Source organism: Kitasatospora sp. NPDC059327, assembly GCF_042752535.1.
In the GTDB taxonomy this organism is placed as follows: domain Bacteria; phylum Actinomycetota; class Actinomycetes; order Streptomycetales; family Streptomycetaceae; genus Kitasatospora.
On sequence record NZ_JBHYYB010000115.1, the window covers coordinates 342 to 26,514 of the forward strand.

General features: G+C 72.6%; 21 protein-coding genes and 2 pseudogenes. 11 read left to right on the forward strand and 12 right to left on the reverse strand.

What is annotated here, in order from left to right; all coding sequences use genetic code 11:
• Nucleotides 1-214: 214 nt before the first annotated feature.
• Nucleotides 215-3,298 carry a DUF5703 domain-containing protein gene (locus ACFXHB_RS38415; protein ID WP_380580671.1) on the reverse strand — a complete coding sequence of 1,028 codons (3,084 nt, stop codon included), beginning with the start codon at nucleotides 3,296-3,298 and terminating at the stop codon, nucleotides 215-217.
• Nucleotides 3,299-3,645: 347 nt separating this feature from the next.
• On the opposite strand from ACFXHB_RS38415, the gene ACFXHB_RS38420 reads away from it, so the two are divergent.
• The 5 genes from ACFXHB_RS38420 (at nucleotide 3,646) to ACFXHB_RS38440 (ending at nucleotide 9,943) form a co-directional block, all read left to right on the forward strand.
• Nucleotides 3,646-4,872: an ROK family protein gene (locus ACFXHB_RS38420; RefSeq protein WP_380580673.1), complete on the forward strand. Its 1,227-nt coding sequence runs from the start codon at nucleotides 3,646-3,648 to the stop codon at nucleotides 4,870-4,872.
• 454 nt (nucleotides 4,873-5,326) lie between these two features.
• Entirely contained in the window at nucleotides 5,327-6,031 is a 705-nt protein-coding gene (locus ACFXHB_RS38425) for a hypothetical protein (RefSeq protein WP_380580675.1), read from the forward strand.
• Between the two features lie 131 nt (nucleotides 6,032-6,162).
• Nucleotides 6,163-7,608, forward strand: coding sequence for a PepSY-associated TM helix domain-containing protein (locus ACFXHB_RS38430; protein WP_380580676.1), 1,446 nt, complete (start codon nucleotides 6,163-6,165; stop codon nucleotides 7,606-7,608).
• Nucleotides 7,609-7,782: 174 nt separating this feature from the next.
• The gene (locus tag ACFXHB_RS38435; RefSeq protein ID WP_380580677.1) at nucleotides 7,783-8,382 is read left to right on the forward strand and encodes a GNAT family N-acetyltransferase; all 600 of its coding nucleotides are present in this window, start codon (nucleotides 7,783-7,785) and stop codon (nucleotides 8,380-8,382) included.
• Nucleotides 8,383-8,803: 421 nt separating this feature from the next.
• Entirely contained in the window at nucleotides 8,804-9,943 is a 1,140-nt protein-coding gene (locus ACFXHB_RS38440; protein WP_380580679.1) for an NlpC/P60 family protein, read from the forward strand.
• 64 nt (nucleotides 9,944-10,007) lie between these two features.
• Here the strand turns inward: ACFXHB_RS38440 and ACFXHB_RS38445 are convergent, their stop codons facing one another.
• The 4 genes and pseudogenes from ACFXHB_RS38445 to ACFXHB_RS38460 all read right to left on the reverse strand — a co-directional run.
• Nucleotides 10,008-11,096, reverse strand: a complete 1,089-nt coding sequence (locus ACFXHB_RS38445) for a LuxR C-terminal-related transcriptional regulator (RefSeq protein WP_380580681.1) — start codon at nucleotides 11,094-11,096, stop codon at nucleotides 10,008-10,010.
• A 10-nt stretch (nucleotides 11,097-11,106) separates the two neighbouring features.
• Entirely contained in the window at nucleotides 11,107-11,538 is a 432-nt protein-coding gene (locus tag ACFXHB_RS38450; RefSeq protein ID WP_380580683.1) for an ester cyclase, read from the reverse strand.
• 241 nt (nucleotides 11,539-11,779) lie between these two features.
• Nucleotides 11,780-11,950, reverse strand: coding sequence for a hydrophobic protein (locus ACFXHB_RS38455; protein WP_380580685.1), 171 nt, complete (start codon nucleotides 11,948-11,950; stop codon nucleotides 11,780-11,782).
• Between the two features lie 1,144 nt (nucleotides 11,951-13,094).
• A pseudogene (locus tag ACFXHB_RS38460) lies at nucleotides 13,095-13,421 on the reverse strand (LLM class F420-dependent oxidoreductase); the annotation flags it as partial.
• 51 nt (nucleotides 13,422-13,472) lie between these two features.
• On the opposite strand from ACFXHB_RS38460, the pseudogene ACFXHB_RS38465 reads away from it, so the two are divergent.
• Nucleotides 13,473-13,676: pseudogene (locus ACFXHB_RS38465) on the forward strand (thiamine pyrophosphate-dependent enzyme); the annotation flags it as partial.
• A 143-nt stretch (nucleotides 13,677-13,819) separates the two neighbouring features.
• Here ACFXHB_RS38465 and ACFXHB_RS38470 read toward each other — a convergent pair.
• Both ACFXHB_RS38470 and ACFXHB_RS38475 read right to left on the reverse strand, forming a co-directional pair.
• Nucleotides 13,820-14,020: a helix-turn-helix domain-containing protein gene (locus ACFXHB_RS38470; protein WP_380580709.1), complete on the reverse strand. Its 201-nt coding sequence runs from the start codon at nucleotides 14,018-14,020 to the stop codon at nucleotides 13,820-13,822.
• Nucleotides 13,927-14,787, reverse strand: a complete 861-nt coding sequence (locus ACFXHB_RS38475) for a hypothetical protein (protein WP_380580711.1) — start codon at nucleotides 14,785-14,787, stop codon at nucleotides 13,927-13,929. Before ACFXHB_RS38475 ends, ACFXHB_RS38470 begins: the two co-directional genes overlap by 94 nt.
• Before the next feature lie 314 nt (nucleotides 14,788-15,101).
• On the opposite strand from ACFXHB_RS38475, the gene ACFXHB_RS38480 reads away from it, so the two are divergent.
• Both ACFXHB_RS38480 and ACFXHB_RS38485 read left to right on the forward strand, forming a co-directional pair.
• Nucleotides 15,102-15,587, forward strand: coding sequence for a hypothetical protein (locus ACFXHB_RS38480; protein WP_380580687.1), 486 nt, complete (start codon nucleotides 15,102-15,104; stop codon nucleotides 15,585-15,587).
• Nucleotides 15,588-15,848: 261 nt separating this feature from the next.
• Nucleotides 15,849-16,049, forward strand: coding sequence for an SsgA family sporulation/cell division regulator (locus ACFXHB_RS38485; protein ID WP_380580689.1), 201 nt, complete (start codon nucleotides 15,849-15,851; stop codon nucleotides 16,047-16,049).
• A 42-nt stretch (nucleotides 16,050-16,091) separates the two neighbouring features.
• On the opposite strand, the gene ACFXHB_RS38490 is transcribed toward ACFXHB_RS38485, so the two are convergent.
• Nucleotides 16,092-17,606, reverse strand: a complete 1,515-nt coding sequence (locus ACFXHB_RS38490; RefSeq protein ID WP_380580691.1) for an MFS transporter — start codon at nucleotides 17,604-17,606, stop codon at nucleotides 16,092-16,094.
• A 242-nt stretch (nucleotides 17,607-17,848) separates the two neighbouring features.
• Between ACFXHB_RS38490 and ACFXHB_RS38495 the strand changes: the two genes are divergently transcribed.
• Entirely contained in the window at nucleotides 17,849-18,190 is a 342-nt protein-coding gene (locus tag ACFXHB_RS38495) for a hypothetical protein (RefSeq protein WP_380580693.1), read from the forward strand.
• Nucleotides 18,191-18,266: 76 nt separating this feature from the next.
• Here the strand turns inward: ACFXHB_RS38495 and ACFXHB_RS38500 are convergent, their stop codons facing one another.
• The 3 genes from ACFXHB_RS38500 to ACFXHB_RS38510 form a co-directional block, all read right to left on the reverse strand.
• Nucleotides 18,267-20,231, reverse strand: a complete 1,965-nt coding sequence (locus ACFXHB_RS38500; RefSeq protein WP_380580695.1) for a family 20 glycosylhydrolase — start codon at nucleotides 20,229-20,231, stop codon at nucleotides 18,267-18,269.
• A gap of 539 nt (nucleotides 20,232-20,770) precedes the next feature.
• Entirely contained in the window at nucleotides 20,771-21,385 is a 615-nt protein-coding gene (locus tag ACFXHB_RS38505) for a response regulator (protein WP_380580697.1), read from the reverse strand.
• Nucleotides 21,382-22,434: a sensor histidine kinase gene (locus tag ACFXHB_RS38510; RefSeq protein ID WP_380580701.1), complete on the reverse strand. Its 1,053-nt coding sequence runs from the start codon at nucleotides 22,432-22,434 to the stop codon at nucleotides 21,382-21,384. Before ACFXHB_RS38510 ends, ACFXHB_RS38505 begins: the two co-directional genes overlap by 4 nt.
• A gap of 153 nt (nucleotides 22,435-22,587) precedes the next feature.
• Between ACFXHB_RS38510 and ACFXHB_RS38515 the strand changes: the two genes are divergently transcribed.
• Entirely contained in the window at nucleotides 22,588-23,619 is a 1,032-nt protein-coding gene (locus ACFXHB_RS38515) for an ABC transporter permease (RefSeq protein WP_380580703.1), read from the forward strand.
• A 45-nt stretch (nucleotides 23,620-23,664) separates the two neighbouring features.
• Nucleotides 23,665-24,399 carry an ABC transporter ATP-binding protein gene (locus tag ACFXHB_RS38520; protein WP_380580705.1) on the forward strand — a complete coding sequence of 245 codons (735 nt, stop codon included), beginning with the start codon at nucleotides 23,665-23,667 and terminating at the stop codon, nucleotides 24,397-24,399.
• 565 nt (nucleotides 24,400-24,964) lie between these two features.
• Here the strand turns inward: ACFXHB_RS38520 and ACFXHB_RS38525 are convergent.
• Nucleotides 24,965-26,146 (reverse strand): heparin lyase I family protein, encoded by a 1,182-nt coding sequence (locus ACFXHB_RS38525; RefSeq protein ID WP_380580707.1) that lies wholly within the window; start codon nucleotides 26,144-26,146, stop codon nucleotides 24,965-24,967.
• Between the last annotated feature and the right edge of the window lie 27 nt (nucleotides 26,147-26,173).

The following is a 26,173-nucleotide window of genomic DNA, read 5'->3' on the forward strand; positions in this document are numbered from 1 at the left end:
GGTGGTTTTTTTTTTTTTTAAATGTTACTGGTGGTTCTTTTCGGGGGGGGGGGCGTGGTGGCCGCGGGGGCGGGCGCCCCCGCGAAGGGGGTCGGGCACCGGCACGAGTACGGGCTCCGGGGTGGGTCACCAGGGTCCGCCGTGCCGGCCCCGGACATGCGGACGGGTCATGGGTGACGGCTCCGGCCGTCACCCATGACCTGATCTGCCAGAGCTAGAGGACGTCGTACCTGGTCACCCAGGTGCCGGTCGACGGCGTCCACACCACGAGGTCGTCGGACCCGTCACCGTTGATGTCGCTGGTGACGGCCTTTCCGTTGCCGGGAGGGCCCTGCAGGACCGTCGCCGCCCCGAACTGCCCGGTGCCGTCGCCGGCCCGGACGGACCAGCCGGTCCCGCTCCAGTAGGCGAGGTCCGCGTCACCGTCGCCGTTGAAGTCGCCGGCGGTGATCTCGACGCCGTTGCCCGGGTACGGCAGGGCCTGGTGGCTCTCCCTCCCGAAGGAGCCGGCACCGTCGCCGTACCTGACGTAGAAGTGGCCGTCGACCTGCCAGACACCGAGGTCGGTCCGGCCGTCGCCGTCGATGTCCCCGGTCACCAGGCGCACGGTGGACGACACGCCCCACGTGTAGGACGTCTCGCTTCCGAACGTCGTCCCGGTGCCGTACCGGATCTTCCAGCTGCCGGCGGAATCGGCCGACCAGACTCCGAGGTCGAGCTTGCCGTCGCCGTTGAAGTCGCCGCCGAAGCGCCTGCCGGGCGCGGCCCAGACGGTCGGCGAGAGCGGCGTGAACTGGGTGCCCGACCCGTTGCCGGTCCTGGGCTGGACGGCGCCGTCCGTGCTCTGCCAGGCGAGCAGGTCGCCCTTGCCGTCGCCGTTGACGTCCCCGCCGAGCGGGGTGGAGCCGGGTTGGGCGGTCCAGGTATGGCTGGTGGTCGGGGCGCTCTGGGACGACCGGACGGTGATGGTGCCGGCGCCGGCGGACACGGTGTAGTCGGCCACGCCCGCCACCCTCGATCCCTCGACGACCCGTCCGTTGGTGGTGTGCAGGCGGAACGTCACGTCCCAGTTGCCGGGCCAGGCGTTGAACAGGATCGCGTCGTCGCCCGCGCCGGGGTGCAGCAGCATCGCCTGGAGCGCGATCTTCCCGATCGAGCGCGGCTCGTTGCCCGGCTCGCCGTCGGTGTCTCCCGGACCGAATCCGGTGTAGCGCCACTTGCCGGCGCGGAACGCCGCCACGGTCTGGTAGCGCGCCTCGTCGGTGAGGCCGAGGTAGGCCGCGTGGGTGGCGTCGTGCCGCCAGTCCTGCGTCCCGTTCGTCGGGTACTTCCCCGTGCGGTCGTTGTAGGAGGCGACCGCCAGGTCGAGGTTGGCCTGGCCGCTGCCGAACATCCTGAGCGGGAAGATCGGCCAGAGGTTCTGGTTGTTGGTGTCGCCGCCTCGGAAGAGGCTGGAGGCGGTCTTCAGACGGTCGTTGGGGCCGTAGGAGGTGTCGTTGTCCGTGACGGAGGAGCCGATCGGGAGGTTCGGCAGGCGCCCCTTCAGCGCCGTCCAGTAGTCGCGGTCGGCCTGGGTGGTCAGCGCGGCGGGCAGGGCGAGCAGTCCGTTGACGGTCCTGGTGAGCCCGGCGACGTCGGCCATCGGGTTGCGCAGGTTCCGGTCGCCCTCACCGGAGTACATGGGGTACATGTCGATCTTGCCGCTGGCGAGGTTCCAGTGGGTGTCGTAGAAGCGGACGACCTCCCGGGCGACCGGCAGGAGCTTCTGCGCCGCGAACGCCTTGTCACCGGTGTAGGTGAAGTAGTCGAGCATCATCGAGGTGAGTTCGACGTTGTTCGCGTACAGGTACCGCGTCCAGGTTCCGGAGAACCAGTTCGCCGGCTTGCCGGCCCGGCTCCACCCGTACTCGCCGCCGACCGCCTGCCCCCAGAGGCCCATCACCTCGGGCCACATCGCGCCGCTCGACGCCGGGAGCTTCACGTTGTTGTCCTCGGTGGCGCCGTTGCCCCAGAAGGCCTTCACCCGGTCCTTGGCCAGGCCCAGGGAGGAGGCGTACTGGTCGAAGTAGGGCTGCATCAGGTCGAAGTCGCCCGCGGGCAGCATGCTCCAGTAGGCGAAGCGCTGGTTGAAGCCGTGGTAGCTGTTCCACCACCGGAAGTCGGCGTCGGCACCTTCACCCGGGGTGAACAGTGAGCCGTTGAACCGGATCGGCATCTTCGGGGTCCGCCCGGCGATGGCCTCGGTGTAGCGGGTGTGCAGCCATCCCTTGGTGACGCGTTCGGCGTCCGCGTCACCGGAGGCGAAGATGAACGAACGGTTCCAGAAGTCGGTCCAGTACTGCTGGTGGGCCGTGCGGAGCGTGTTGCTCGGTGTCGCCCCGACCGTGCCCGCCTTAGTGGAGATGCCCGTCTCCCACTTGGTGAGCCAGTCGGCGCCCTTGTCGATCTGCGAGGACAGGGTGATGTCCAGGCGCTTGGAGGCGGAGGAGCCGGAGACCAGGCGGGTGTTGGACGCGGTGGTGAAGCCCGGCCCCTGGATCAGCCCGCCGAAGGTGCGACCGGTGAGCGGGTCGTCGTAGCCGGCCGGGTCGAGGCCCTGCAACTTCATGACCTCGTCGAATCTGGAGTCGGTGTTGCGGTGGGCCCACAGGAGCTTGTTGGAGCGTGTGTACACGGTGTCGGGCGTGATCTTCGGTGGGTGGACGGAGGTTCTCGGCGGCTCGGTGTCGACCAGGTCCATGAACGTGAGGTTCTCGCGGGACGGGTTGGTCACCTCGGTCGGGCGGACGTTCACGAAGTCGGCCTGCATGGAGAACGCCGACGGCGCGTCGCTCTCGACGTGGATGGTCGGGTTGTTCGCATCGGCCCAGATGCGCGTCGTGATCTTCGGGGCGGTCCCCGAGGTGACGACGACCTCCCCTTCCCGCAGCTTCAGCACCTGGGCGAAGGAGTCCGAGGAGAAGGGGTTGGGGGAGAAGGTCAGGTCGAGCCGGCCCAGCTTGGCGAGGCGGACGTTCTCCTCCCATGCGTCGCCCGACGACAGCAGGAGCTTGAGCGTGTTTCCCTCGACCCAGACGTTGGCCGCCTGGATTCCGTTGCCGATCGGCATCGAGCCCTCGATGCGTTCGTCCTTGGAGGTCCACGTCTCGTTGTACTGCGGAAGACGCTGGTCGATCGGATTGACCGCCGCGTGCGCGGCCGGTGTCACCGGGGAGCTGATCACCAGCCCGGCGGCGGTGGCTGCCGCGGCCATCGCCGCCACCCATCGTGGCAGCCGTCCGATGCTTCGTCTTGTCATTCGATTCCTCCCGCTTCGGCCGCACGGCGACCGCGTGCGGGGGCGCACGCAGGGGGGAGTCGCCGAAGGCCTTGTGAGCGATGGTTTTCGATCTCTCGGAGATCCGCCGAGGCCGGGACGGTCGTCCACGACCGGCCTCGGACCAGGTGAGCGGCCATCCTTGACGACCCGGTCGGCGATGCCCGGGGCGAAGCGCCCCGGACCGTCCGGCCGGACACCAAGGAGCTGAGAGGGCGCGGGAAGCAGGAACGCGAAACCCCGCGCCGTGATGGCGGCTCGACCTGGTTTTGATAAGTAGGTTTCTTGGCAATATTGCCGTGGGGCCTCAATGTAGATAGCGTGTCGTTGTGAGTCAAGACACATCTCGTACCCAATCCGGCAGGAGACCCGAAGGGCGGGTCGGCGACCCGGGGTATCTGCGCAAGCTCAACCTGGCGGCGCTGACGAGGGCCCTGCTGGAGGCGGTGGCGCCCCTGACGGTCAGCGACGTGCGGTCGGTCGTGGGTGTGTCACGCCCGACCGCCGAAGAGCTCCTGACGGTTCTCCTGCGGCAGGGCCTCGTCCGGGAGACGCCCGTGGGTCCGGACGGCGGGCGATCCGGCGGACGCCCCGCCCGCCGGTACGAGCTGGTGGCCGAGCGGTTCGTCGTCGCCGGAGTCGACATCGGCGCGCACAAGGTGGCCGTGGCACTCTGTGACCTGCGCGGGACCGTCCTGGCGGTGCGCAGGCGCGGCGTCGACCCCGGGCTCGGCGCCGCCGAGCGCGTCGAAGCCGCGGCCCGCCTGGTGCGGGTGGCGATCCGGGAATCGGGGACGGACCGCGATCACGTCCGAGCGGTGGCCTGCGGCATCACCGGTGTGCTCGCCAACGGCACGACGGTCGTGGACATCCGCAATCTCCCCGCGGGCCGGGATCTCAACGTGTACTCGCTCCCGGGGTTCGACCGGATCGACGTGGTCGCGCAGGTGAAGGAGTGCTTCGAGCGCGACGTGCTGATCGCCAACGACATCCAGGCCGCAGCCGTGGCCGAGCAATGGAGGGGCGCCGCCACGCGGGCCCGCGACCTGGTCTACATGCACGCGGGCCGCCGGCTCGGTGCCGCGATCCTCATCAACGGGCGGATCCACCACGGCCGACGCGGCCTCGCGGCGTCCGTCGGCTCCATGACGCTGCTGGGATGGCCGGAGGCGATGACGGCCCTCGACCGCGCGGCCCTCGACCTCGCGGGCTCGACCGCCGCACAGGCCACCGGCGACGACGTCGAGGCCCTCTTCCGGGCGGCCGGAACCGGTGACCCCGCCGCCGTGCGGATCGTCGACGGTGTCGCCGAGGCCCTCGCGGTGGGCGCCTCGACCCTCGTCCACGCCGTCGACCCGGATCTGGTCGTGCTCGGCGGAGGCCTGTCCCGCGCCGGTGACGTGCTCGCCGTCCCGTTCGAACGGCACTTCGCCGCGACCTCCCTCAACTCGCCGGAGATCCGCGTCTCTCTGCTCGGCGACGAATCCGTGGCCCTCGGCGCGGCCCGGCTCGCCCTCGACGACCTCAAGGCGCTGATGCTGGCGGTCCAGACCTGATCGGAGCGGCTCCGACGCGGCCGCTCGCCGTCGCCGTCTTGGACGGTCGCGGCATGCGGGCTCTTAGTCGAGGCCCTCGCCCTGACCCGTGACGGAGGCGTCGCCGTCGGCAGGACCATCCCGCTCCCGCCAGAGGCCGCGCTCGACGGGCCTTTCGCCCCCGCGGCGGCCGTTCGCCGTCGGTTCCCCGTCCTGACCCGGTCCCCGGTGGGTGCCCCGACGGTGTCCGCCCGGGCAGCCGCCGCCTCGCGTGCCCGCCGGTGGGGTGCTGCGGGTTCACGGCCGGCGACTCGGGGTCGCAGGCGTAGGTGTACGAAGCGCGCGCGCCGCGCGAGGAGCGTGCGGAAGCGTACCGTCGACCGACCGATCCCGAGGTGCGGCAATTCTGTGGTTCGTGCGCGTTTCTGCTGGTCCGGGGGCTGACTGGGCCCTCGCCGGCCGGTAGCTTGGGCCGATGCGCGGATCATTCGCCCGGCGGAAGCGGACCGAGAACGGTCTGCTCGGCGCGTCCGCGTGCCTGCTGCTGGGCATCGTCGCGCACGTGGCCGGCGGCGGCCGACTCCCCGGTCCGGCCGCGCTCGGCGGGCTGTTCGCCGTCCTGACGATTCTCGTCGTCGCGCTGTTCCACACCCGGGTCGGGCGACACGTCGAATCGATGGTGTCCGTCTTCGCGGCGCTCCAGCTCGCCCTGCACCTGGCCCTGGACCGATTGTCCGAGCCCGCCCGGGCCGGCGCCGCCCAGCACCACCACGCCGCGGCACCCCGAGCGGTCCCGCGCGCCGGTGACGGCCCGGCCGTCCCGCCCGACGCGCCGAGGTATGCCGTGGACCGGGACGTCGGCCCGGGCGTCCTGCCCACCCCCGAGGGCGCGGGCGCGGCCACCGTGGCCGGCGACCTACCGTCCTGCGTGTGCACGGTGATGACCCTGACCCATGCCCTGGCCACGTTCGGCACCGCGCTGCTCCTGATCCACGGTGACCGGAACCTGCGCCGCCTGGCGACCCTGGTGGTGCGGCGGCTGATCCTGCCCGTGCTGCGTTGCCCCGCACCGCGGCGTCCGGCCCCGCCGATCAGCAGCGCACCCGTACCGCGCCTGCGCGGTGTGCTGCTGGCCCGGTGCGTGCCCGGGAGAGGGCCCCCGGCGGTGGCCGGGGCCTGACCGCGACACCCCGGGTCCGGGGTGTCGCGGTCAGGCCTGCTCACCGCGCCCCGTGCGGCGCGGCACCGCCACCCATCGGCCTTCTGTGCGCACGTGGGCCATGCCCGCGTGCCCGGACTCCTGGAGCAGACATGTCCCCCACTACCGAACCCGTCTCGCCCGTCCTTCCGCCCGACCGGACGCCGCCGCCGCGCCCCGAGCGCTCGGGGGAGGGCGTGCGGGCCCTGCTGGTGCGCCTGCACTTCTACGCCGGCGTGTTCGTCGCCCCGTTCCTGCTCGTCGCCGCCCTGACCGGCCTCGCCTACACCTTCACCCCGCAGCTCGACCGCCTCGTCTACGGGAACCGCCTGACCGTCGAGGACGCCGGCGGCCCGGTGCGCCCGCTGGCCGAGCAGATCGCCGCGGCCCGGACCGCGTACCCCGAGGGCACCCTCGCCCAGGTCGTCACCCCGCCCGGTCCCGAGGACACCACCCGGATCGTCCTGTCGCTGCCGCAACTCGGCGAGAACCAGCGCACCGTCTTCGTCGACCCGTACACCGCCCAGGTCAAGGGTGACCTGACCACCTGGTGGGGATCCACCCCGCTGACCACGTGGCTGGACGACCTCCATCGCAACCTCCGCCTCGGCGAGATCGGCCGCCTCTACTCCGAGGCCGCCGCTTCCTGGCTGTGGGTGATCGTCCTCGGCGGACTCGCGCTGTGGCTCGGCCGTAGCCGCGGCCAGCGGGCCGCGACCGTACGTGGCGCGCTGCTGCCCGACCGGACCGCCGGAGGCGTGCGCCGCACCCGCGGCCGGCACGCCGCCACCGGCGTCTGGCTGGCCCTGGGCCTGCTGTTCCTCAGCGCCACCGGCATGACCTGGTCCCCGTACGCCGGCGACCGCTTCGGTCAGTTGCTCGAAGCCACCCGCGGCCAGGCACCCCAACTGGACACCTCCCTCCCCGGCGCCCCGGCCGCCACCGGTGGCGAGCACGCGCAACACGCCGCCGGCCAGGCGCCCGCGACGTCCGAGCCCGGCCCGGCCGACTTCGAGCGGGCCCTGGCCGTGGCCCGCGACGCCGGCCTCGACGGCACCGTCCAGGTCACCCCGCCGCAGGACCCGGCCAGCGCCTGGACGGTCGCCCAGAAGGACAACACCTGGCCCGTCCGCTACGACCAGGTCGCCGTCGACACCGCCACCGGCACCGTCACCGCCCACAACCGGTGGGCCGACCACCCGCTCCTGTCGAAGCTCAGCAAGCTCGGCGTCCAAGGCCACATGGGGGCGCTCTTCGGCCTGGTCAACCAGATCGTGCTCGCCGTCATCGCGCTCGGCCTGATCCTCGTCATCCTCTGGGGCTACCGCATGTGGTGGCAGCGCCGCCCCACCCGCGCCGACCGCACCGCCCGCCTCGGCGCCCCGCCGGCGCGCGGTGCCTGGCGCCGCATACCCCTGCCCCTGCTGATCGCCGGCATCCCCGCGACAGCCGCCCTCGGCTGGGCCCTGCCCGTCTTCGGCGTCACCCTCGCCCTCTTCCTCGCCGTCGACATCCTGACCGGTGTGCTGCGCCGCCCCCGGACCACCGTCCGACCCTGACCGCCTCCGCTCCCGGCGCGCAGCACCGCGCCGGGAGCACCACGGCGGTCCTCCCCCGGTGCGCCGGTCCGACCGGCCGCGGAGACCGTGCCCACATCCTGGTCGGCCCGGCGCCGTTGCGCCCCGGGACCTGTAGCGTCCCCCTGACACGGAACCGTCACCCGGGGGTGGGGCATGGCGTTGGAGACACCGGTGCTCGTCGGGGCGCACGTCAGGCTGGAGCGCCTGGCGCACCGTCACCACGACGGTCTGTGCGCGGCGGTGCGGGACGGTGAGCTCTGGAACCTCCAGGTGACGTTGGTGCCTCACCCGCGCGACGTCCGTGCGTTCGTCGACGACGCGCTCGCCGCGCACTCGGCGGGCACCCAGCTGGCCTTCGCGGTCGTCGACCTGGCCTCCGGGAGGATCGCCGGGTCGACCCGCCTGATGGCGGTCAACCTGCCCAACCGCCGCCTGGAGATAGGTTTCACCTTTCTGGGCCGCTCCTGGCAGCGCAGCGCGCTCAACACCGAGGCCAAGCTGCTGCTGCTCACCCACGCCTTCGAGACCCTGGGCATGAACCGGGTCGAATTCCTCACCGATGTCCGAAACAGCGCCTCGCGCGCCGCGATCGCCCGCCTCGGCGCTTCCCAGGAGGGGGTTCTGCGCCGGCACATGATCATGCGCGACGGCTGGGTCCGTGACTCGGCGCTCTACAGCATCACCGGCCCGGAGTGGCCGGCCGCCAAGGAAGCGCTCGCGCACCGCCTCGCACGCCGGCCGGCCACCGCCTGAGTCCCGCTGACGCGGCTCCGCGACGGAGCGCGGTGGCTCTGTCCGGCGTCCCGGGACGACCGAGCACCACGCCTCGGCGCCCCCGGGCGGCCGCTGCTCCCGGCCGGGGGGTGGGGTGCCCGGCCCACCGCCAGGTGAACGGTGGCCATGATCGAACCGAAGTGGCGTCGTCCCTCGTTCCAAGAGGAGGGAGAGGGAGCGGCCGTGGAGGCGGGAGAGACCCGTTCGAGCCCCCCGGGGAAGGTGGTGCGGCCGGCAACCCCCGCTCCCGCTCGTGTACCGGTCGGGTCGGCGCGGCCGCGCCCCGCCCGTGTCGCTCACCTCTGCCCGGCGTCCCCCCGTCCCGGTCCGTTGTCCGGCAGGGCGCCACCCCGCTCGCCGTCGCTCTCGACGTCCCGTCCCTTCGAAGGAGCCCACCGCCATGGGAAGTCACCGCAAACCCAGCCTCTCCAGCCGGTCCCGTCTGGCCGTCGTCACCACGGCGGTGGTCGGCGGCGCGGTGCTCGCCGCCGGGACGGCCCACGCCGAGCCGACGCCCACCCTCGCCTCCGTCAAGGAGCAGGTGGACAAGCTCAACGACGAGGCCGAGCAGGCCATCGAGCGCTACAACGGCTTCCAGGAGAAGCGACAGGCGCTCCAGGGCGACGCCAACCGGATCCAGGACAAGATCGCCCGCGGCCAGGACGCGCTCAACGAACTCCGGACCTCGCTCGGCGCGGTCGCGGGCGAGCAGTACCGCAGCAACGGCATCGACCCGGGCGTCCAGCTGATGCTCGACTCCGACCCGGACGGCTACCTGGAGCGCGCGGCCGTGCAGAACCAGGTCGCCGACAGCCAGGCCGCGCTTCTCAAGAAGGCCCGCGACGCGCAGCGCCGGCTCGACCAGGACCGCGCCGAGGCCACCGCGCTGCTCGCCCAGCTCGACGCCGCGGGCGCGTCGCTGGGGGAGGAGAAGAAGCAGATCCAGGCCAGGCTCGCCCAGGCCGAGGCCCTGCTGAACAGGCTCAGCGCCGCCGACCGGGCCAGGATCAACGCCGAGGAGAGCGCCGAGAAGGCCAAGGCCGCCGCCCAGCAGGCCGCCGCCGCCGACCGGGCCTCGCGTTCCACCGAGCGCCCCGCGTCGGGGGCTCCCGCGACGGCCGCGCCGAACTCCTCGGCGGGAGCCCCGGCCGGGCCCGCCGCCGGAGCCGTCGCGCCGAGCGCCGGCGCGAGCGGCCGCGCCGCCGACATCATCAAGTTCGCCACCGCCCAGCTCGGGAAGCCCTACGAGTGGAGCGCGACCGGGCCGAACAGCTTCGACTGCTCCGGTCTCACCGGCGCCGCCTACCGCGCGGCCGGCGTCAGGCTCCCGCGGATATCCCAGGACCAGTGGAAGTCCGGCCCGCACATCGCCCGGGGCGACCTCCAGCCCGGTGACCTCGTCTTCTTCTACGACGACATCCACCACGTAGGCCTCTACATCGGCGACGGCAAGATGATCCACGCTCCGCGCAAGGGCAAGAACGTCGAGGTCCTGCCGATCAGTGTGATGCCGTACATGGGTGCCGTCCGCCCGGCCTGAGCGACGGCGGTGGCCGTGGTCTCCCGGGGGACCACGGCCACCGTCCCGGCCGGCCGGCGGTCGCTCAGCGCCGTTGCGCGGAGAGGAGCGCGGCGATGAGCTCGCGGCGGCTCCTCACACCGAACCGGGTGAAGACCGCGGTGAGGTGTTCCTGGACGGTGTAGGCGGATATGTGGAGCCGGGTGACGATCTCCCGCGTGGAGCAGCCCTGGAGGACCAGGGCGGTCACGCGGTTCTGCGCGGGGGTGAGCCCGTGGGCGGCCAGCAGCAGCGATCCGAGGTCGGTGGGGGGAGTGCGTTCGATGACCACGCAGATCTGGTCCCCCGCCGGGCCACGCAGACGGGTCGAGTGGAGGGTGAGCCAGAGGCCGTCGTCGGTCCGCAGCCGGACGGATCCGTGCCGCTCCCCGGGCTCCCGCTCCGGCGCCTCCGGTCCTCGCGCTCGGTGCGGCGACGCCAGCCGGGCTGCCACGGAGTAGACGGGCAGGGGGAGTCCCCGGGCTCGCGGCGCCGGTAGGCGGGCGAGCCACCGTTCGGCTTCCGGGTTGATCGAGACGAGTCGGAGTTCCCCGTCGAGGAGGATGACGCCGGGGGCGCCCGGTGTCGCGGGACCGTCGTACGTCACCCTCTCCCGGAGCACGCTGCCGCGCAGGCCCTCGGCCAGATGCGGGGCGATCCTCCTGAGCGTGGCCAGTTCCGGCTCGGAGAAACCGGCTTCGGCATCCGCCCGGTGCAGGCACAGGACGCCCCAGCAGTCCTGCCCGGCGATCAGGGCCGCCCGGAGCTCGTCGCCCAGCCCGAGGCCGGCCATGATCTCCCGGTAGCGGGCACTGTCGGAGCGCCGTCCCCCGGTCGCCCGGTCGAGCGAGGTGACCGTGTCCGGTCCGCGGGCGAGCGCGGTGAACTTGTTGACGTCCTCGCGGGCGAACTCGTTGTCCAGGAAGAGCGGGCCGGCATCGGCCAGCGGTTCCTGGGCGACCACCGAGGTGAACAGCAGGGTCGCGGGGTCGACGGCCGCGAAGAACGCCGCTTCGACGGGCAGGATGCCCGGCAGCCGGCGCAGCACCTCGGCGGCGAGCCCGGAGAGGTCCAGGCCGGCGTAGCAGCTGTCGATCAGCCGGTCGGCATGTCGCTGCTGGATCGCGGTGGCCACGGTCTCGACGCTACGCCGCGACGGGCGTCGGCACGAGCCCGAGCCGGCGCAGCAGGCCGAGGTCGTCGAGCCGTCCCCAGCGTTCGACGATCACGCCGTCACGGACGCGGAAGATGTTGATGCCCTTGAGGACCACGGTGCGGCCGTCGCCCGCCACGCCCATCAGCTCGCCCCGCAGGGTGCCCGAGGCGGTGAACTGCTCGACGACCAGGTCGCCCTCGCCGATCAGGAGGCCCAGGTCGGAGTGCCAGTCGGGGAACGCCGTCCGGAACATGGCGCCCGCGGCCCGCATGCCCTCCCGGTCCGGACCGACGCCCGGGGGAGGGTCGTGGTTGACGAAGTCCTCCGCGAGGTAGGTGTCAACGGCTGACAGATCACCCCTGGTGAACAGCGCGTCGATGAAGCCGGTGACGATCTGCTTGTTCTGCTCGATGGTGTCCATGTCGAACATCCTCGACGCGCCGAGCCCTGCCGGGTACCCCAATTCCTTGGGGTACCCGGCGGCCCGGTCCTCCGGGCCCTGCCCGTCGGTCTCGTCCCCCGGGCAGTGCGCCGGCCGACTCCTCCGGGCAAGGCCCGGGAACCGCACGCGTCTTCCCGACCGAACGGAGGGGCACGCAGAGTCGCGTCCGACGCCACCGGTTCGCACCGCGATCCCTGGGTGGCCACGGCCGTCGTCGGCCCTACCAGCGGTACCAGCGGCCGCGGCTGCCCGAGCCGCTCGTGCCGCGTGCGACGAACCCGATCAGCCAGAGCACGAAGACGACGATCGCCACCCACCAGAGGATCTTCAGCGCGAACCCCGCGCCGAAGAGGAGCAGGACCAGCAGCAGGACGAGAAGAAGGGGGACCACGGGCAACGACCTCCACGATCAGTACGGTTGGTTTCGACACGCGTCTGCCCGCTGTTCGGCGATCCACTCACCGGCCGGCCCCGCGGTCCGCCGACCCGGCCCCGCGCGGCTTCGGACAGCACCGCGACACGGGGCACCCTCGCCGGCGGCCCGGATGCCCAGGGCGTGTCGCCGACGGGCAGCGCCCGTCCGGGCCCCACGGCGGCTCTGCCGAGGGTGGCCCGGGTGAGTCCGCCGGCGTCGCTCACGTCGGCGGCGTCCAGGACGCCGCGCGTCACCGCCGGGCCCCGGCGGGTGTCCAGCAGGGTCCCGTCGACATCGAACAACGCAGGGGCCGGCATCAACCGTCTCCTCGTCGCTCCCGCGCCGGATGTTCCGCCGACCCCGACGCTCGGATCGCTCCCGCACGGGCCGCCGCCCCGATCGGCCCCCGTTTGCGGCCGCCGATCGGGGAAACCCGCACCTCATGACAGTTCACGAGCACGCCGCCGCTCTCGACGATCGGGCCCGTTCCAGCGGCCTCCAGCAGCGGGCAGCCCACGCGCTGGGCGCGGCCGTCGCTACGGCGCGGCAGGCGTCGGGCCGAGCGAGTACCGGTCTGAGCCGACGGCGCACCGGGCCCCGCCGCGGAACAGCCGTGGGACGAGGCCGAGAAGCGAAGTGTCCACGGCCGCTCCACGATGAACGAGAAGGAACTCGAACACGCCCTCGGTCGACGGGAGCGTGATCATGAGGAGAGTGATCATGGGTACCGTTCCCGTGCCGCCCGACCCCGACACCACCCCGGTGCCACCGTCGCCGCCCCCACTGCCCCCGACACCGCCGGAGCCGGTCGGGCCGCCCGTGCCGCCGGACCCGCCGGCGCCACCCGGAACGCCGATCCCGCCGCCCGAACCGCTACGCCCAGTACCCGGGCCGCCAAAGCCCGAACCCGAGCCGGAACCGGGACGGCCCAGTCCGCCGGAGCCACCCGACTGACGGAGCCACCCGACTGACGGCGTGCCCGCCCGGCGGAACGGCGGGGCCGTGCGGATGACAGCCGCTCCCACCAGTCCGTCCGTCGCCACGCGGTGACAGACCCTCACCGGGCCGAACGCGTAGGCTCGCCCCCGCCCCGGTCCCGGCGGGGACGGGGGCGAGCCGCTCACAGCGTGCGCGGAGCGGGCAGGAGGTCACGCTCCGCGCAGTCGATGAACTGCTCCTGGTGGTCGCCGCCGACCTGGACCAGGGCCACCTCGTCGAATCCGGCGCGGATGTGGGCCCGGACGGCCTCGACGAAGTCCGCGACGGCGTCCCCGCACGGGATCGACCCGGCGATGTCCTCCGGGCGCACGAAACCGCTCGCGCCCGCGGAGCCGGCCGTCCCCGGGAGTTCTGAGTCGACCTTCCGGCCGCCGCCGAACCACCGGAACCGGTCGTGGGCGCGCTCCACCGCTTTCGGGCGGTCCGGGTGGTAGCAGACCGGCAGCTGAAGGTCGCGGTGCTGATCGGCCGGGGCGCCCGGCACGCCCGCCCGGAGGTCGCCCACCCGGACCGCCCGGCCATCGCGATCGTCGGCGACGGCGCGATGCACATGAGCGGCCCGGCGGAGCTGATCACCGTCGCCATGTACTACCGGGAGTGGTCCGACCCGCGGCTGGTCGTCGCCGTCCTCGACGACCAGGACCTCAAGCGGATCACCTGGGAGATGCGCGGGGTGCAGGGCGCCCCGCAGTTCGGGCGATCGTTGTCGCCGCTCATGGCCGGCGGCGCTCCGGCGGCTGCTCTCGATCACCGGTGCGGAGGAGGTCTTCACGATCCGGTCCAGCCCGCACGCCGTGTACGGCGCCTTTCCCGGGCAGCCGCCGGACCCGAGGCGGTTCCCCGGGCTCAGGGGCTGCGGACCAGGGTGGCGCTGGGCGGGATCCGGTAGGCGTCGCGGTAGCGGGCCGCGAAGTGACCGGGGTGAGCGAATCCCCACTGCATCGCCACCCGCGTCACCGTCGTGGAGCCCGGGTCGGCGGCCAGCAGGTCACGGTGCGCGGCATCCAGACGTACCCGCCGCAGGTAGGCCATCGGTGTGACGTCCAGGCCTCGGCGGAAGGCGTACTGCAGTGCCCTCGGCGTGACGCGTGCGGCCGCGGCGATGTCCGCGAGGGGATGTCCAGGTGGGCGTTCGACTCGATGAACGCGATCGCCCGTCGCAGCGTCGCCGGGCCGGCCGACTCCTCGGGCGCGGGCGGCGGTGCGGCGGCGGGAAACGCGGCCACGGCGGCGGCACCCAGAAGCCGGGCCGCTTGGGACACGGCCAGCGGCGGAGCGTGCTGCACCCCGGCGAACTGCACGGCGACCAGATCGACGCACGCCCGCCACATCCGAGCTGCGGCCGGACCGACCGGACCGGTCGGGTGGGACATCAACGCCAGCGGTTCGCCGGCAAGGACTCCGGCGGCATCGCGGACGACGTCGGTGTCCACGGTGACGCTGTCGATCGTGCTGCCGGCGCTGAGCGCCGCGTACGGGACCGCGACGGGGTTGAGGACGAGGTCGCCTTCGACGGCCCGCTCCTCGCGATCGCGGCTGCTGACTTCCAGGCGTCCGGATCTGAGGTCGTTGACCACGACCCGGTCGATCGGCTCGCAGGCGAAGGAGAGCGTCCCCGGAAGGGTGATCCGGTCCACCGTGAACAGCCCGGCGTCGATGCGCTCGTGGCGCAGCAGCGCGCCCTCGCCCAGGCCCGACAGGCGCAGGCGCGAGCCGTAGGCGGCGTCCAGGAACTGCCGGGCCGCGTCCTCCTCGTGGGTGGCGAACAGCGCCCGCCGCACCGCGACCTCGTGCCCCGCGCCCGCGCTTCCCATGGGCAACCAACCACCTCGACCGATCCTGTCCCGACCATCGGCGCCACGTCCTCGGCAGGGTATTGCCAAGGCCCGCGGCCGGGCTGTCCGAAGTCTGGAGTATCGCATCACCGCTTCACCCTGCTCGCGGTGGGCCGGCCCGAGCTGGGCGGGGCTTCGCTTCTGTGCCGACGCTCGCCGGCCGATTTCGTTTTCACGGCTGCACGCGGGGTGCGCGATCGATCATGGTCGACCCAGGACTGCTGCACCCGGGGAACGGATCGGGGCGTGGGCCGCTGGTTCGGACCTCTGCCCGCCCTTTCGGAGAACACGACATGGCCCTTCACGCCGAGCCCGCCGATGCGCGGGCGGCCGGAAGCATGTGCGCGCGGATCGCGGGCCTCGCCGACGAAGCGGCGCGGCACGTGTGCGACGGCCGGTGGGACCTCTCCGGCCAGGACGTCGCCGTGGCCCGCGCGACCGCTGAGGGCCTCGCCGCCGGCACCGGCGGCAGCGGACTGCCGTGCATCGAACGCCTGGAACACCTGCGTGAGGCCCTCGCCCACCTCGCCGTCGGCACCGCCCGCACCCACGGCCGCCTCGCCTGGTTCCTCGCGCAGGCCAGTACTGTCCTGGCGCCGGTCCTCCAGTGGCGGGCCATGGCCGCCGAGCCGGGCCGGGCCTTCGGCACCCGACTCCCCGATCTCGCGGAACTCACCGACGCCGAGCACGCCGTTCGCTTGCTCCACACGACCATCACCCGTGTCGTGCTCGCCGGCAGAGCCCTCGCCGACGAGGACGGCGCGGGGTCGACCGTCTGACCCGGTCGCGTCGGCGCACCTGCGGCATTCCCCCTGGAGGATGAGCAGGACGGGGCGTGGTCCGCGGTGGGAGCAGGTGATCGTCCGGGCGCGCACCGGGAGGGGTTCACACGTCGCAGGAGCCATGTCGAGGTCCTGCCCGCGGCCGGGGCGTCGCGGCACGTGACAGTGCGTGGCACCGTCCCGGCGGAACGTGGCATCGCGCCGCGGATCGGGGGTACACGGTCCGGGCCACGCGATCCCCAGGGGAAACGGGAAGTGATGATCACGGTCCGGACGACGATGCACCTGCAGACCGATGCGCGGGAGTTGGTGCCCGTGCCCGTCGAGTGCTCGTACCGCGGCACCGATCCGTACGCGGTCCGGTTCTCCTACGACGACGATTGCGGGACGGTGCACCAGGAGTTCGCCCGTGACCTCCTGGCCGCGGGCCTCGTGTGCGGATCCGGGGACGGTGGCTGATCGTGTTCTGCCGTCTGTGGCTGCGAGGGAGTGGCCGCCCGGCTACGTCCGGCCCGCCGGGACGGCGCTCAGCGGTGTCGCGAGCGACTCCAGACTCCGCCGCTCCGCCTTCACGCCGAGCACGGCCTCGACCGCTCCGGCGGCGACCATCAGGGCCGCCCCGACGCAGAACGCGAGCGTGGTGTCCGACACCTTCCCGCTGCTCACCAGGTTGTTGAAGAGCAGCGGTCCGCTGATGCCACCGACCGCCGTGCCGACGGCGTAGAAGAAGGCGATGCACAGGGCCCTCGTCTCCAGCGGGAAGATCTCGCTGACCGTCAGGTACGCCGAACTCGCTCCGGCGGACGCCAGGAACAGCACGGCCGTCCAACAGGCCGTCATGGTGAGGGCGGAGAGCGCGCCCTGTTGGAAGAGGGCGGCGGTGCCGAACAGCAGCAGGCCGGAGCCTATGTAGGTACCCGCGATCATCGGCTTCCGCCCGACCGAGTCGAAGAAGTGGCCGAGCAGGAGCGGACCGAGGAAGTTGCCGACCGCGATCACCGCGAAGTAGTACCCGGTGTCGCCCTCCGGAACGGCGAAGAACTTGGTGAGGATCACCGCGTAGCCGAAGGTCACGGAGTTGTACAGGAACGCCTGGCCGATGAAGAGCGCGAGGCCGAGCACCGTCCGGCGGGGGTAGCCGCGGACCACGGTGCGCGCGATGGTGATGAACCCCATCGGGGGGCGCTCGCGGATGCGGATCGGGTCGCCCTCGACCGGTGGCAGGGCGCGGCCGCTCTCCTCCTCGACGATCCGTTCGGCCTCGGCCACCACCTCCTGCGCCTCGCGGGAGCGCCCGTGGGTGAACAGCCACCGCGGGCTCTCCGGGACGTGCCGGCGGACCAGCAGGATCACCAGGCCGAACACCACGCCGATCCCGAAGGCGAGCCGCCAGCCCAGGTCCGTCGCGAACAGGCTGGTGTTCAGCAGCGCGATGGAGGCGAACGCCCCGAGTGCCGCGCCGATCCAGAAGCTGCCGTTGATGACGAGGTCGATCCGGCCGCGTACCCGGGCCGGGATCAGCTCGTCGATCGCGGAGTTGATCGCCGCGTACTCGCCGCCGATGCCGAATCCGGTGAAGAAGCGGCAGACGAAGAAGAACCAGGCCGTCCAGGAGAACGCCGTGACGGCCGTCGCCGCCAGGTAGACGACCAGCGTGACCATGAAGAGTTTCTTCCGCCCCAGCCGGTCGGTCAGCCACCCGAAGAACAGGGCACCGCCGCACGCTCCGGCGACGTAGACGGCGTCGGCGATGGTGGTCACCTGCGTCGTCGAGATGGCGATGCCGCTGCCGCTCTCCGCGAGCCGGGCGGCCATGTTGCCGACGATGGTCACTTCCAGGCCGTCCAGGATCCAGACCGTGCCCAGGCCGATCACGATCCGCCAGTGCCAGCGGGACCACGGCAGCCGGTCCAGCCTCGCCGGAACGTCGGTCTCGACGACCTCGGCCCCGGGACCGACGTCCCGGTCCGGTGCGGGTCGCGGCGCTCGCGGTGAAGCCTTCGCACGTTCGGCCATGACGGGCCACCTCCATCGCAGGAACGGGACGTCCCCGCGTGTGCCCGGATCCCGGGCGGTCAACCCGGATCCGACCGGCTCCGGCGCGCTTTGTCCGCGGCGAAACGCGCATTGTCCGCCGCTCACCTGGCCCGACGCCGGGTTCGCGTTGATGGACAATCAGGCGATGCCGCACTGTCGGATCTCCACCCGGTCCCGAGAGCCTGGACGTCTCTCGGCCACCTGCGGAGAAGAGGACCTGCATGTACCTCAGGAAGATCGCGGCCGTCGGCCTGCTCGCCCTGGCGTTCACCGGCGTCGGTGTCGGAACGGCCGGTGCGGAGAGCGCCGTCATCGAGGGCGCCTACGGCTACTACGACCCCGGCAAGCACATGTTCGGCATCGGCGACACCGAACCCGACGGCAAGTACGTGTTCGTGGAATGGAACGTCGACGGGTACCGCCGGACGCCCTTCTACAACTACAATGGCAACGGCACCTGGCGCGACGTGACCGTTTCCTCGTCCCTGTGGGGACACCAGATGCAGTGGCGGATCTGCCGTCAGGGCGGTCCCTGCTCGTTCTGGAACTGGGAGCGGGTCTGACCCGGAGTGAGGCATGCGGCCTGTGCTCCGCCACCCGGTCGAGTGGCGGAGCACAGGCCGTCACGCGAGCGGGCCGTCACCCGAGAGCGGCGCTCGGCGGGTTTCCGTAGACCTCGAACTCGTAGAGCGAGTAGCCCCAGGAGGTGCCCCGCGCGGTGCCGTACAGCCGGATGTAGCGGCCGGAGCCGGACAGGCCGGTGAGGTCCTGGACGCCGCCGGTGCCGGTCGTGACGGAGCGGATCGTGCGCCAGGTGGTGCCGTCGTCGGACAGCTGGATCTGGAAGGTCCTGCCGTACGCGGTTTCCCAGCGGAGCACGACGCGGTTGACCGCCTGCGTCGAGCCCAGGTCGACCCGCAGCCACTGCGGGTCGGCGTAGGCGCTCGACCAGCGGGTGGCGCCGTCGCCGTCGGTGGCGAGGGCGGCGGGGAAGTCGGCGGTCTCGGTGCTGGAGGCGGTGGTCGGACGGTTGCGGGCCAGGTTGCCCGGTCCGCCGGTGCCGGGCCAGGCCGGGTTGTGGCCGACGGCGGTGGCGATCGGGACGAACGACGCGTACGTGGCCGTCAGCTTGGGCGAGCCCCAGGTCTGCTGGGCGAGGCCGCGGAGCGGGTACATGATGCCGGCGGCGATCTGCTCCTCGGTCTCGGCGTTGGGGTTGTCGCACCAGACGTGGATCAGCGAGCCGGGGTTCTTCGTCGGGTCGCTCAGGGTCCGGCCGCCCTGGAAGAGGTCGGGCGTCCAGGTCTCGTACATCCACCGGGTGTCGGGCTTGGCGCCGCCGAGCACGTAGTAGGTCGGGGTCCAGGACTCGTTGGCGACCCGGTGTCCGGCGGCGGCCAGCTGTTGGGGGGTGAGGCCGTAGTCGTACCAGTACTCGACCAGGATGCCGGGGTCGGGGGCGATGGTGCCGTCGCCGGCCTTGATGCCGTCGTTCCACATCCGGGTGGTCTTGCCGGCGGCCCGGACCAGCGCGTCGGACCAGTTGACGAAGCCGTAGTAGGTGTCCTTGGCGGTCGCGTTCGCGCCGTAGTGGGCGCGGGCGTAGGCGAGCAGTTGCGGGTAGCGGCTGTAGTCGTCGACGTACTCGTCGGCGCCGATGTGCCAGTAGGGGGCGGGGAACAGCGGCAGGTACTCGTCGAGCAGGTCCTTGATCAGCGTGTAGGCCGCGGGCTTCGAGAGGTCGATGAAGGCCGGGTCGGCCGTGCCGGAGCTGGTGCGCAGGGCGAGTTCGGGGTGGGCGGCGAGGATCGGGTTCATGTGCCCGGGGGTGTCGATCTCGGGGACGATCGTGACGTGGTACTTCCGGCCGAGGGCGACCAGGTCGGCGATGTCCTGCTTGGAGTAGTGGTCGGCGGAGACGATCTCCGGGTGGGTGGAGCTCTCCAGCCGGAATCCGTAGGTGTCCGACAGGTGGAAGTGGAAGTAGTTGAGCTTGAGGTAGGCCAGTTCCTTGATGTGCTGCTTCACCCAGTCGACGGTGAAGAACTTCCGTCCCTGGTCGATCATCAGCCCGCGTTCGGCCTTGGCCGGCCAGTCGACGGCCGTCCCGGCCGGCACGGTGGCCGACTGGTGGAGCAGTTGGAGGAGCGTCCGGGTGCCGTTGAACGCGCCGGTGGTGGTGCCGGCCTGGACGGTGACGGTCGTGGCGACGGTCAGCCGGTAGCCCTCGGCGGGCAGCGCGGTGTCGCCCAGGGTGAGGGCGATGTCGCCCGGGCCGGCCGCGCCGACGAGCACCGGGACGTGACGGCCCTCCAGCTGGCCGAGGTCGTCGGCGAAGGTGGCGGCGTCCTCGGCGAGTTGGGCGCCGTGGGCGGGGTCGAGGACGATCCGGCTCGCCGGGGTGAAGGTGAACGAGCCGCTGCCGGCGGTCCATTGGCGCAGCGCGGGGACGGTCTGCGGCGCCGCGGCGGCGGTGGTGCCGGTGCGGGCGGTGCCGGGGGCGGGGGCGGCGGAGGTGGTGGCACGGTCGGCGGACGCCGTACCGGGGAGGACGAGGGCCGTCGCGGTACAGACGGCCACGGTCAACAGCCTGAGCAGTCTCATGGGGAGCTCCGGAGGCAGGCGGGGGAGACCCGGGGGACGAAGGGTCGGAGGCGCGGTGCGGTGCGGTGTGGCATGGCGCGGACCGGGGCGGGGCGGAACGGCCGGGCCGGGCGCCGACGCGATCCACGATGGTCATGGCGCGGATGCGGGAGGCGGGCACGAACTGGCACCAGTGCAACGCAGATTCGGCGATCGGGTCAACTAGTGCTCGGAAATCGGCTGGATCGCGCATGATTGAGCACGGCTGTTGACGCCGGACGGAGCCGCCGGACCCGGCCCGGTGGGTCGCCCCGCCGCTCGTCGCCCGGCGGCCGCCGTCGACCCCGGCACGGGGTGGTTCGCCGCCGGCGGGCCTGTCGACCGGACGCCACCGAGGCGGGGGCGGGGAGATCGACCGCGGGTGTGACCCACACGGTGGACTGGACCAATTCTCGGACCTTTCCGGCCGCGGGACGGCGGCCCGACGCCCTCGGGCGCCGACGCCCTCGGGCGCCGACGCCCTCGGGCGCCGACCGGCCCGGGGTCGGAGCAGCCCGGGGTCAGAGCAGCCCGCGGCGGCGGGCCTCGGCGACCACCTTGGTGCGGCTGTTGACGCCGAGTTTCGCGAACATGTGCACCAGGTGCGACTTCACGGTGGCCTCGGAGATGGTCAGCGCACCGGCGATCTCGCGGTTGGTGTCGCCGCGGTCGAGGCACTGGACGATCTTCAGTTCCCTCGGTGTCAGGGCAGCGGCGGGCCGCTGCATGTGGGCCAGCAGCCGTGAGGCGACCGGGGACGCGAGCACCGTCTCGCCCGCGGCGGCCGAGCGGATCGCCTGTCGGAGGGTGTCGGGACCGGCGTCCTTGAGCAGGTAGCCGGTCGCACCCGCCTGGACGGCGCGCAGGATGTGGGCGTCGGTCTCGTACGTGGTCAGGATCAGCACGTGCGGCGGGTCCGGCAGCGCGCGGATCGTCTTCGTCGCGGTGACGCCGTCGTCCTCGCCCAGGCGCAGGTCCATGACGACCAGGTCGATGTCGCCGCGTTCCGCGATGCGCACCGCCTCCGCCGTGGTGGCCGCCTCACCGCGCACGTCGAGGTCGTCGGTGGCCGACAGCACGGCGCGCAGACCGGCGCGCACCACGGGATGGTCGTCGACGAGCAGCAGTCGGATCATCCGGAGATCCCCATCAGGTGGTCGGAGGCAGGTGCCGCGTGCGGGCCGTCGATCGCGAGGGTCGGCGCGGGTGCGCCGGCCGCGATGCCGGCGGGGTGAGGGGTTGCGCGGTGGACGGCGGTGGGCTGCGCGGTCGACGGTTCGGCGGCGCGTGCATCGGGGACGGTGGCGCGGATCGCGGTGCCGCTGCCGGCTTCCGACTCGACGGTCAGTTCGCCGCCGCTTTCGAGGATGCGGGCCTGCATGGCGGTGAGGCCGTATCCGGAGCCGTCCGGCCGTTCGCCGACGGTCGCGGGGTCGAAGCCGCGGCCGTCGTCGACGATGTCCACCGAGACCTCGTCGTCCTGGAAGGTCAGGGTCACCGTGGCGCCGCGTGCCGTGGCGTGCTTCCTGGCGTTGGACAACGCCTCCTGCGCCGCGCGCAGCAGGGCGACCTCACCGGCGAGGGCGATCCGACGGGGCGTCCCCTCGACGGTGAGGGTGGTGCACAGGCCGAGCGCGGTGGAATCGGCGACCTGCGCGGCCAGTGCTTCGGTCAGCCCGCCTTCGGAGAACGCGGCCGGATCGAGTCCGCGCACCATCCGCCGGGTTTCGGCGAGCGCTCCGGTGGCGGTGTCGAGAGCGGTTCTGAGCTGGGCGATCCGCTCCTCCGAGTCCTGGCTCCGGGCCGGTGGGAGCGCGGCGCGCAGGAGCAGGATGACGCTGGCCAGGCTCTGGCCGACGGTGTCGTGGATCTCGCGCGCCAGGTGTTCGCGTTCGGCGAGCCGCCCGGCCTCCCGTTCCCGCTCGACCAGTGCGGCCTGGGCGGCGGTCAGCTCCGCCACCAGGCGGGCCCATTCCCGGAGGTGGCGGCGGATCCGGCGGTACGCGGTCACCAGCGCGGCCGCGACGGCGAGGCCGATCGTCCCGCCCAGGAGCGCGTCGGAGACCGTCCCGCCCACGTGCCGTCCCATGGCCACGCCGACGCCGGTGACGACCGACCAGATCGCGCCGGGAATCCAGGTGTCGAGCCACGGCCGAGGGGAAGGGTGGGAATGGGGGGAGTCCATCGCGCCTCCAGAACGCTGTTGCGGAAATCGGGTGTTCTCCCGAGGCGGCCCGTACACCTTTCGATGGATGGCGGCGCTCCCTCGAAGGATGGGGGGAAAGACCCGTCGGGTTGTCGATGTGCGGGCGGGACGGGCGGGGACATGATGGCGCCCATGTTCATAGCCCTTCGAGATGTTCGCCACGCCAAGGGTCGCTTCGCGCTCATCGGTTCGGTGATCGCGATGATGACCTTCCTGGTCGTCGCGTTGTCCGCGTTGACCAACGGCCTGGGGGACGCGACCGCCTCCGCCGTACGACAGTTGCCCGGCGAATCGGTGGTGTTGCAGTCCGCGGTGGCGGGGCAGAAGCCCGCGCTGACGCGGAGCGCGCTCGACGACTCCGCCCTGGCCGCGCTGACCCGCGAACCGGGCGCCTCCCGGCTCGGCGTCACCACCAGCCGCGTCGAGGTCGACGGTCAGGCCGCCGCGCTGACCGTCTTCGGCGCGGATCCCGCCCTGATGCCGCCCCTCGTCATCGGTGCCGCACCGGGGGAGGGCGCGATCGTCCTCAACGCCGAGTCCGCCGAGGACCTCGGCGTCGGCGTCGGCTCCACCGTGACCGTGTCCGGCAAACAGCTGACCGTGTCCGGGCTCGGTGACACGCGCACGTTCCTGGGCACGCCGGTCGGTTACACCACCGTCGACTCCTGGCGCGGGCTGGTGTACGGCCAGAACGTGGGTGCCGTGGTGCTGAACGCGCCCGCGCCCGCGGTGCCCGGGACGACGGCGCTGCCGATGGAGAAGATCACCGACGCGGTACCCGGTTTCAGCTCGGAGAACTCCTCGCTGATGATGATCCAGGGCCTGCTGTTGGCCATCTCCGCGCTGGTCGTCGGCTCCTTCTTCGCCGTCTGCAGCGCGCAGCGACTGCGGCAACTGGCCGTCGCGCGGGCCATGGGCGCCAGTCGCCGCTACCTCCTGCGGGACGGACTCGGGCAGGTGCTGCTGGTGCTGGGGCTCGGTGAGGCCGTCGGCGGGTCGCTCGGCGTCGCACTGGCGTTGGGCGTGTCCTCTCCCCCCATGACGATCACCGCTTCGGGCCTGGCGGTACCCCTCGTCGGCATGGCCGTCCTCGGCACGGCGGGCGCGCTGTTCACCATCCGCAAGGTCGTCTCGGTCGACCCGCTGATCGCCCTGTCCGCCTGAATCGTCCGTGACGGCCACGGCCCTTTCCCCCACAAGGAGTTCAGCATGAGTCTGGTTCTGTCCGACGTCACCCTCAGCTATCCCGACGGCGACGGCCGTCTCACCGCGCTCGACCGGATCGACCTGACCGTCGAGGCGGGCGAGTTCGTGGCCGTCACCGGTCCGTCCGGCTCCGGCAAGTCCAGCCTGCTGGCTGTCGCGGGCACCCTGGTGGCACCCGACTCCGGTACGGTCCTCGTCGGGGGCGTCCGGACGGCCGACCTCTCGGCGGCCGAGCGGGCCCGGGTCCGCCGCGACCACATCGGCTTCGTCTTCCAGCAGGACAACCTGCTCCCGCCCCTCACCGCCCTTGAGCAGGTGCTGCTGGCCGTGGACCTGCGGAAGGGCGGCAGGCGGGCGCATCGGACCCGGGCCATGGAACTGCTGGAGCAGGTCGGCCTCGCCGACGCGGCGGATCGCCGCCCCCACCAGCTGTCCGGCGGCATGCGGCAGCGCGTCAACATCGCCAGGTCCCTGATGGGTTCGCCCTCGCTGCTGCTCGTCGACGAACCCACCTCGGCCCTGGACCGGGAGCGCGGCCGGCAGATCATCGCCCTGCTGGCGGGGCTCGTCCGCGAACGCGGCGTCGCCACCGTGGTGGTCTCCCACGACCTCGACGCCCTCGACCCCGGCAACCGCACGGGTGTCGACGCCACCGCCTCCATCGCGGACGGCCGCATCCTGCGCGTCGAGCGGCACCGCAGCCACGTCGGCGCCCGCTTCGTCGAAACGGCCGGATGAGGGCACCGGGGGGTCCGGACGGACGGGCGGCGCCGGCCGCATCGCGGGGTATCGCCCGTGTCGCGGGGGTGCGGGCCTTGGTCGGCCCCGGGCGCGCCGGGCCGACGTCCCGCGCCGGTGACCGCTCGTCGGCCCGGCGACCGCGCGGGATCGCCGCGGTCCCCCTGCCAGCCTCGGACCGGACCTCGGGCCGGACCTCGGACCGGACTTCGGGCCGGGCCTCGGTGTCCGGCCGAACCTGTTCATGAAGCACCCATCTCCCGGAGCTGCGCCCACGGCGCGCGGCAGCGGCCGCGCCGGTCACCGTGTGGTCGAGCGCGAGCCGCTTCCGGGAGAGAGTGCGGAGGCGGCCCCGGAGCCCGGGAGGATGCGCAATCGTGATCCAAGAGGGCGGCGGGCAACGGCCAGGTGGGGCCGCCCGCCGCCGGATCAGGTGATGTCGCCCGTGCGCGCGCCCGCTGCGGGAGGTGCCCCCTCGGGGCTCGCCGGGGCGGCGCCCCGAGGCCCCGCCGACGGCCTGGCGCCCGCTTGGGCCGGACCGGGCTGCCCGCCCGGTACGCGGGTGTCAGGGGAGGACGCGGGGGTGTCGAGCCCCGTGGCGGGCGTTCCTGCGGCGGAGGCGGTGGGTGGCGAGGAGCCCGGCGGCGAGCAGCGCGCCACCTGCGGTGAGGACGAGTGGTGAGGGGCCGGAGGAGCCGGTCGCCGCGAGGCGGGGTTGGTCGTTGTCGGTGTCGTCGGTGTCGGCTTCCGTGGGGATGTCGTTCATGGCCGCGGGTGTGGAGGAGGGTGCCGCCGCCGCAGTGGTGGCGGATACCGGTGTCGTCGGTGGAGCGGGTGCCGGTCCGGTGGTGGAGGGTCGGACGGGTGGGGGTGGTGTGGTGGTCTTCGGTGAGGTGCCGGACGGTGGTGCGGAGGGTGTCGGGGAGGAGGGGGAGGGTGCGGTGGTGACAGCGGACGGTGCGGTGGCGGCGGGGGGCGGTGTGGCGGTGGTGGTCGGGTTGGCGGTGCTGGGTGGGATCGGGGTGATGGAGATGTCGTCGTAGTAGAGCACCACGGGGGGCAGTCCGCTGCTGACGTGTCCTTTCTTGGTCTGCCAGTTCGGTCGGTACATGCCGATCTTGTGGTAGGGGACGGTCTCCTTGTGGAAGTTGTTGGTTCCCTGGTGGGAGCCGACTTGGGTGCCGTCGAGTTTGGCGATGATGGTGCCAGGTGTGGTGGGGGTGGACCAGGTGATGTCGATGGTCCATTGGTTCCAGTGGCCGAGTCGCACGGGACCGAGGTCGTACTGGGTGCCGCTCACGGTGACGAACAGGATCCACCGGTCGGCCCTGACCATGAGGACGAGCGGGGGTCCGGTGGTCGCCCCGCCGTGCCACTGGGACACGAAGGTCCCGTACTTGTAGGTGACCCAGTCCTGTGGCAGGTAGTTGGAGAAGGAGTAGCGGTAACTGCCGTAGGACAGGTGGCTTGTGGCGATTTCGGCGCGGTAGGAGTCGCCGTCGTCGGCCAGGGTGAACCGGCCGGCCCTCCCGGCGTGACCGCCGGGCGCCGCGACGACGTCCACCGCGCCCTTGCCGGCGAGGCCCTTGCGGGGCCACGCGGTGATGGCGCCGGACTCGAAGCCGTCGTCGAAGGGGATGGTGGTGGGCGCCGCGGTGGCGGCGGGGCCGACGGAGGTGGCTCCCACGGCCACCAGGGTGGCCAGGAGCGCGCCGACCCGGCGAGCGCGGTGGTGAGGCTGGAACATGGACCGTCCTGGAGTGGAGGGGCGAGG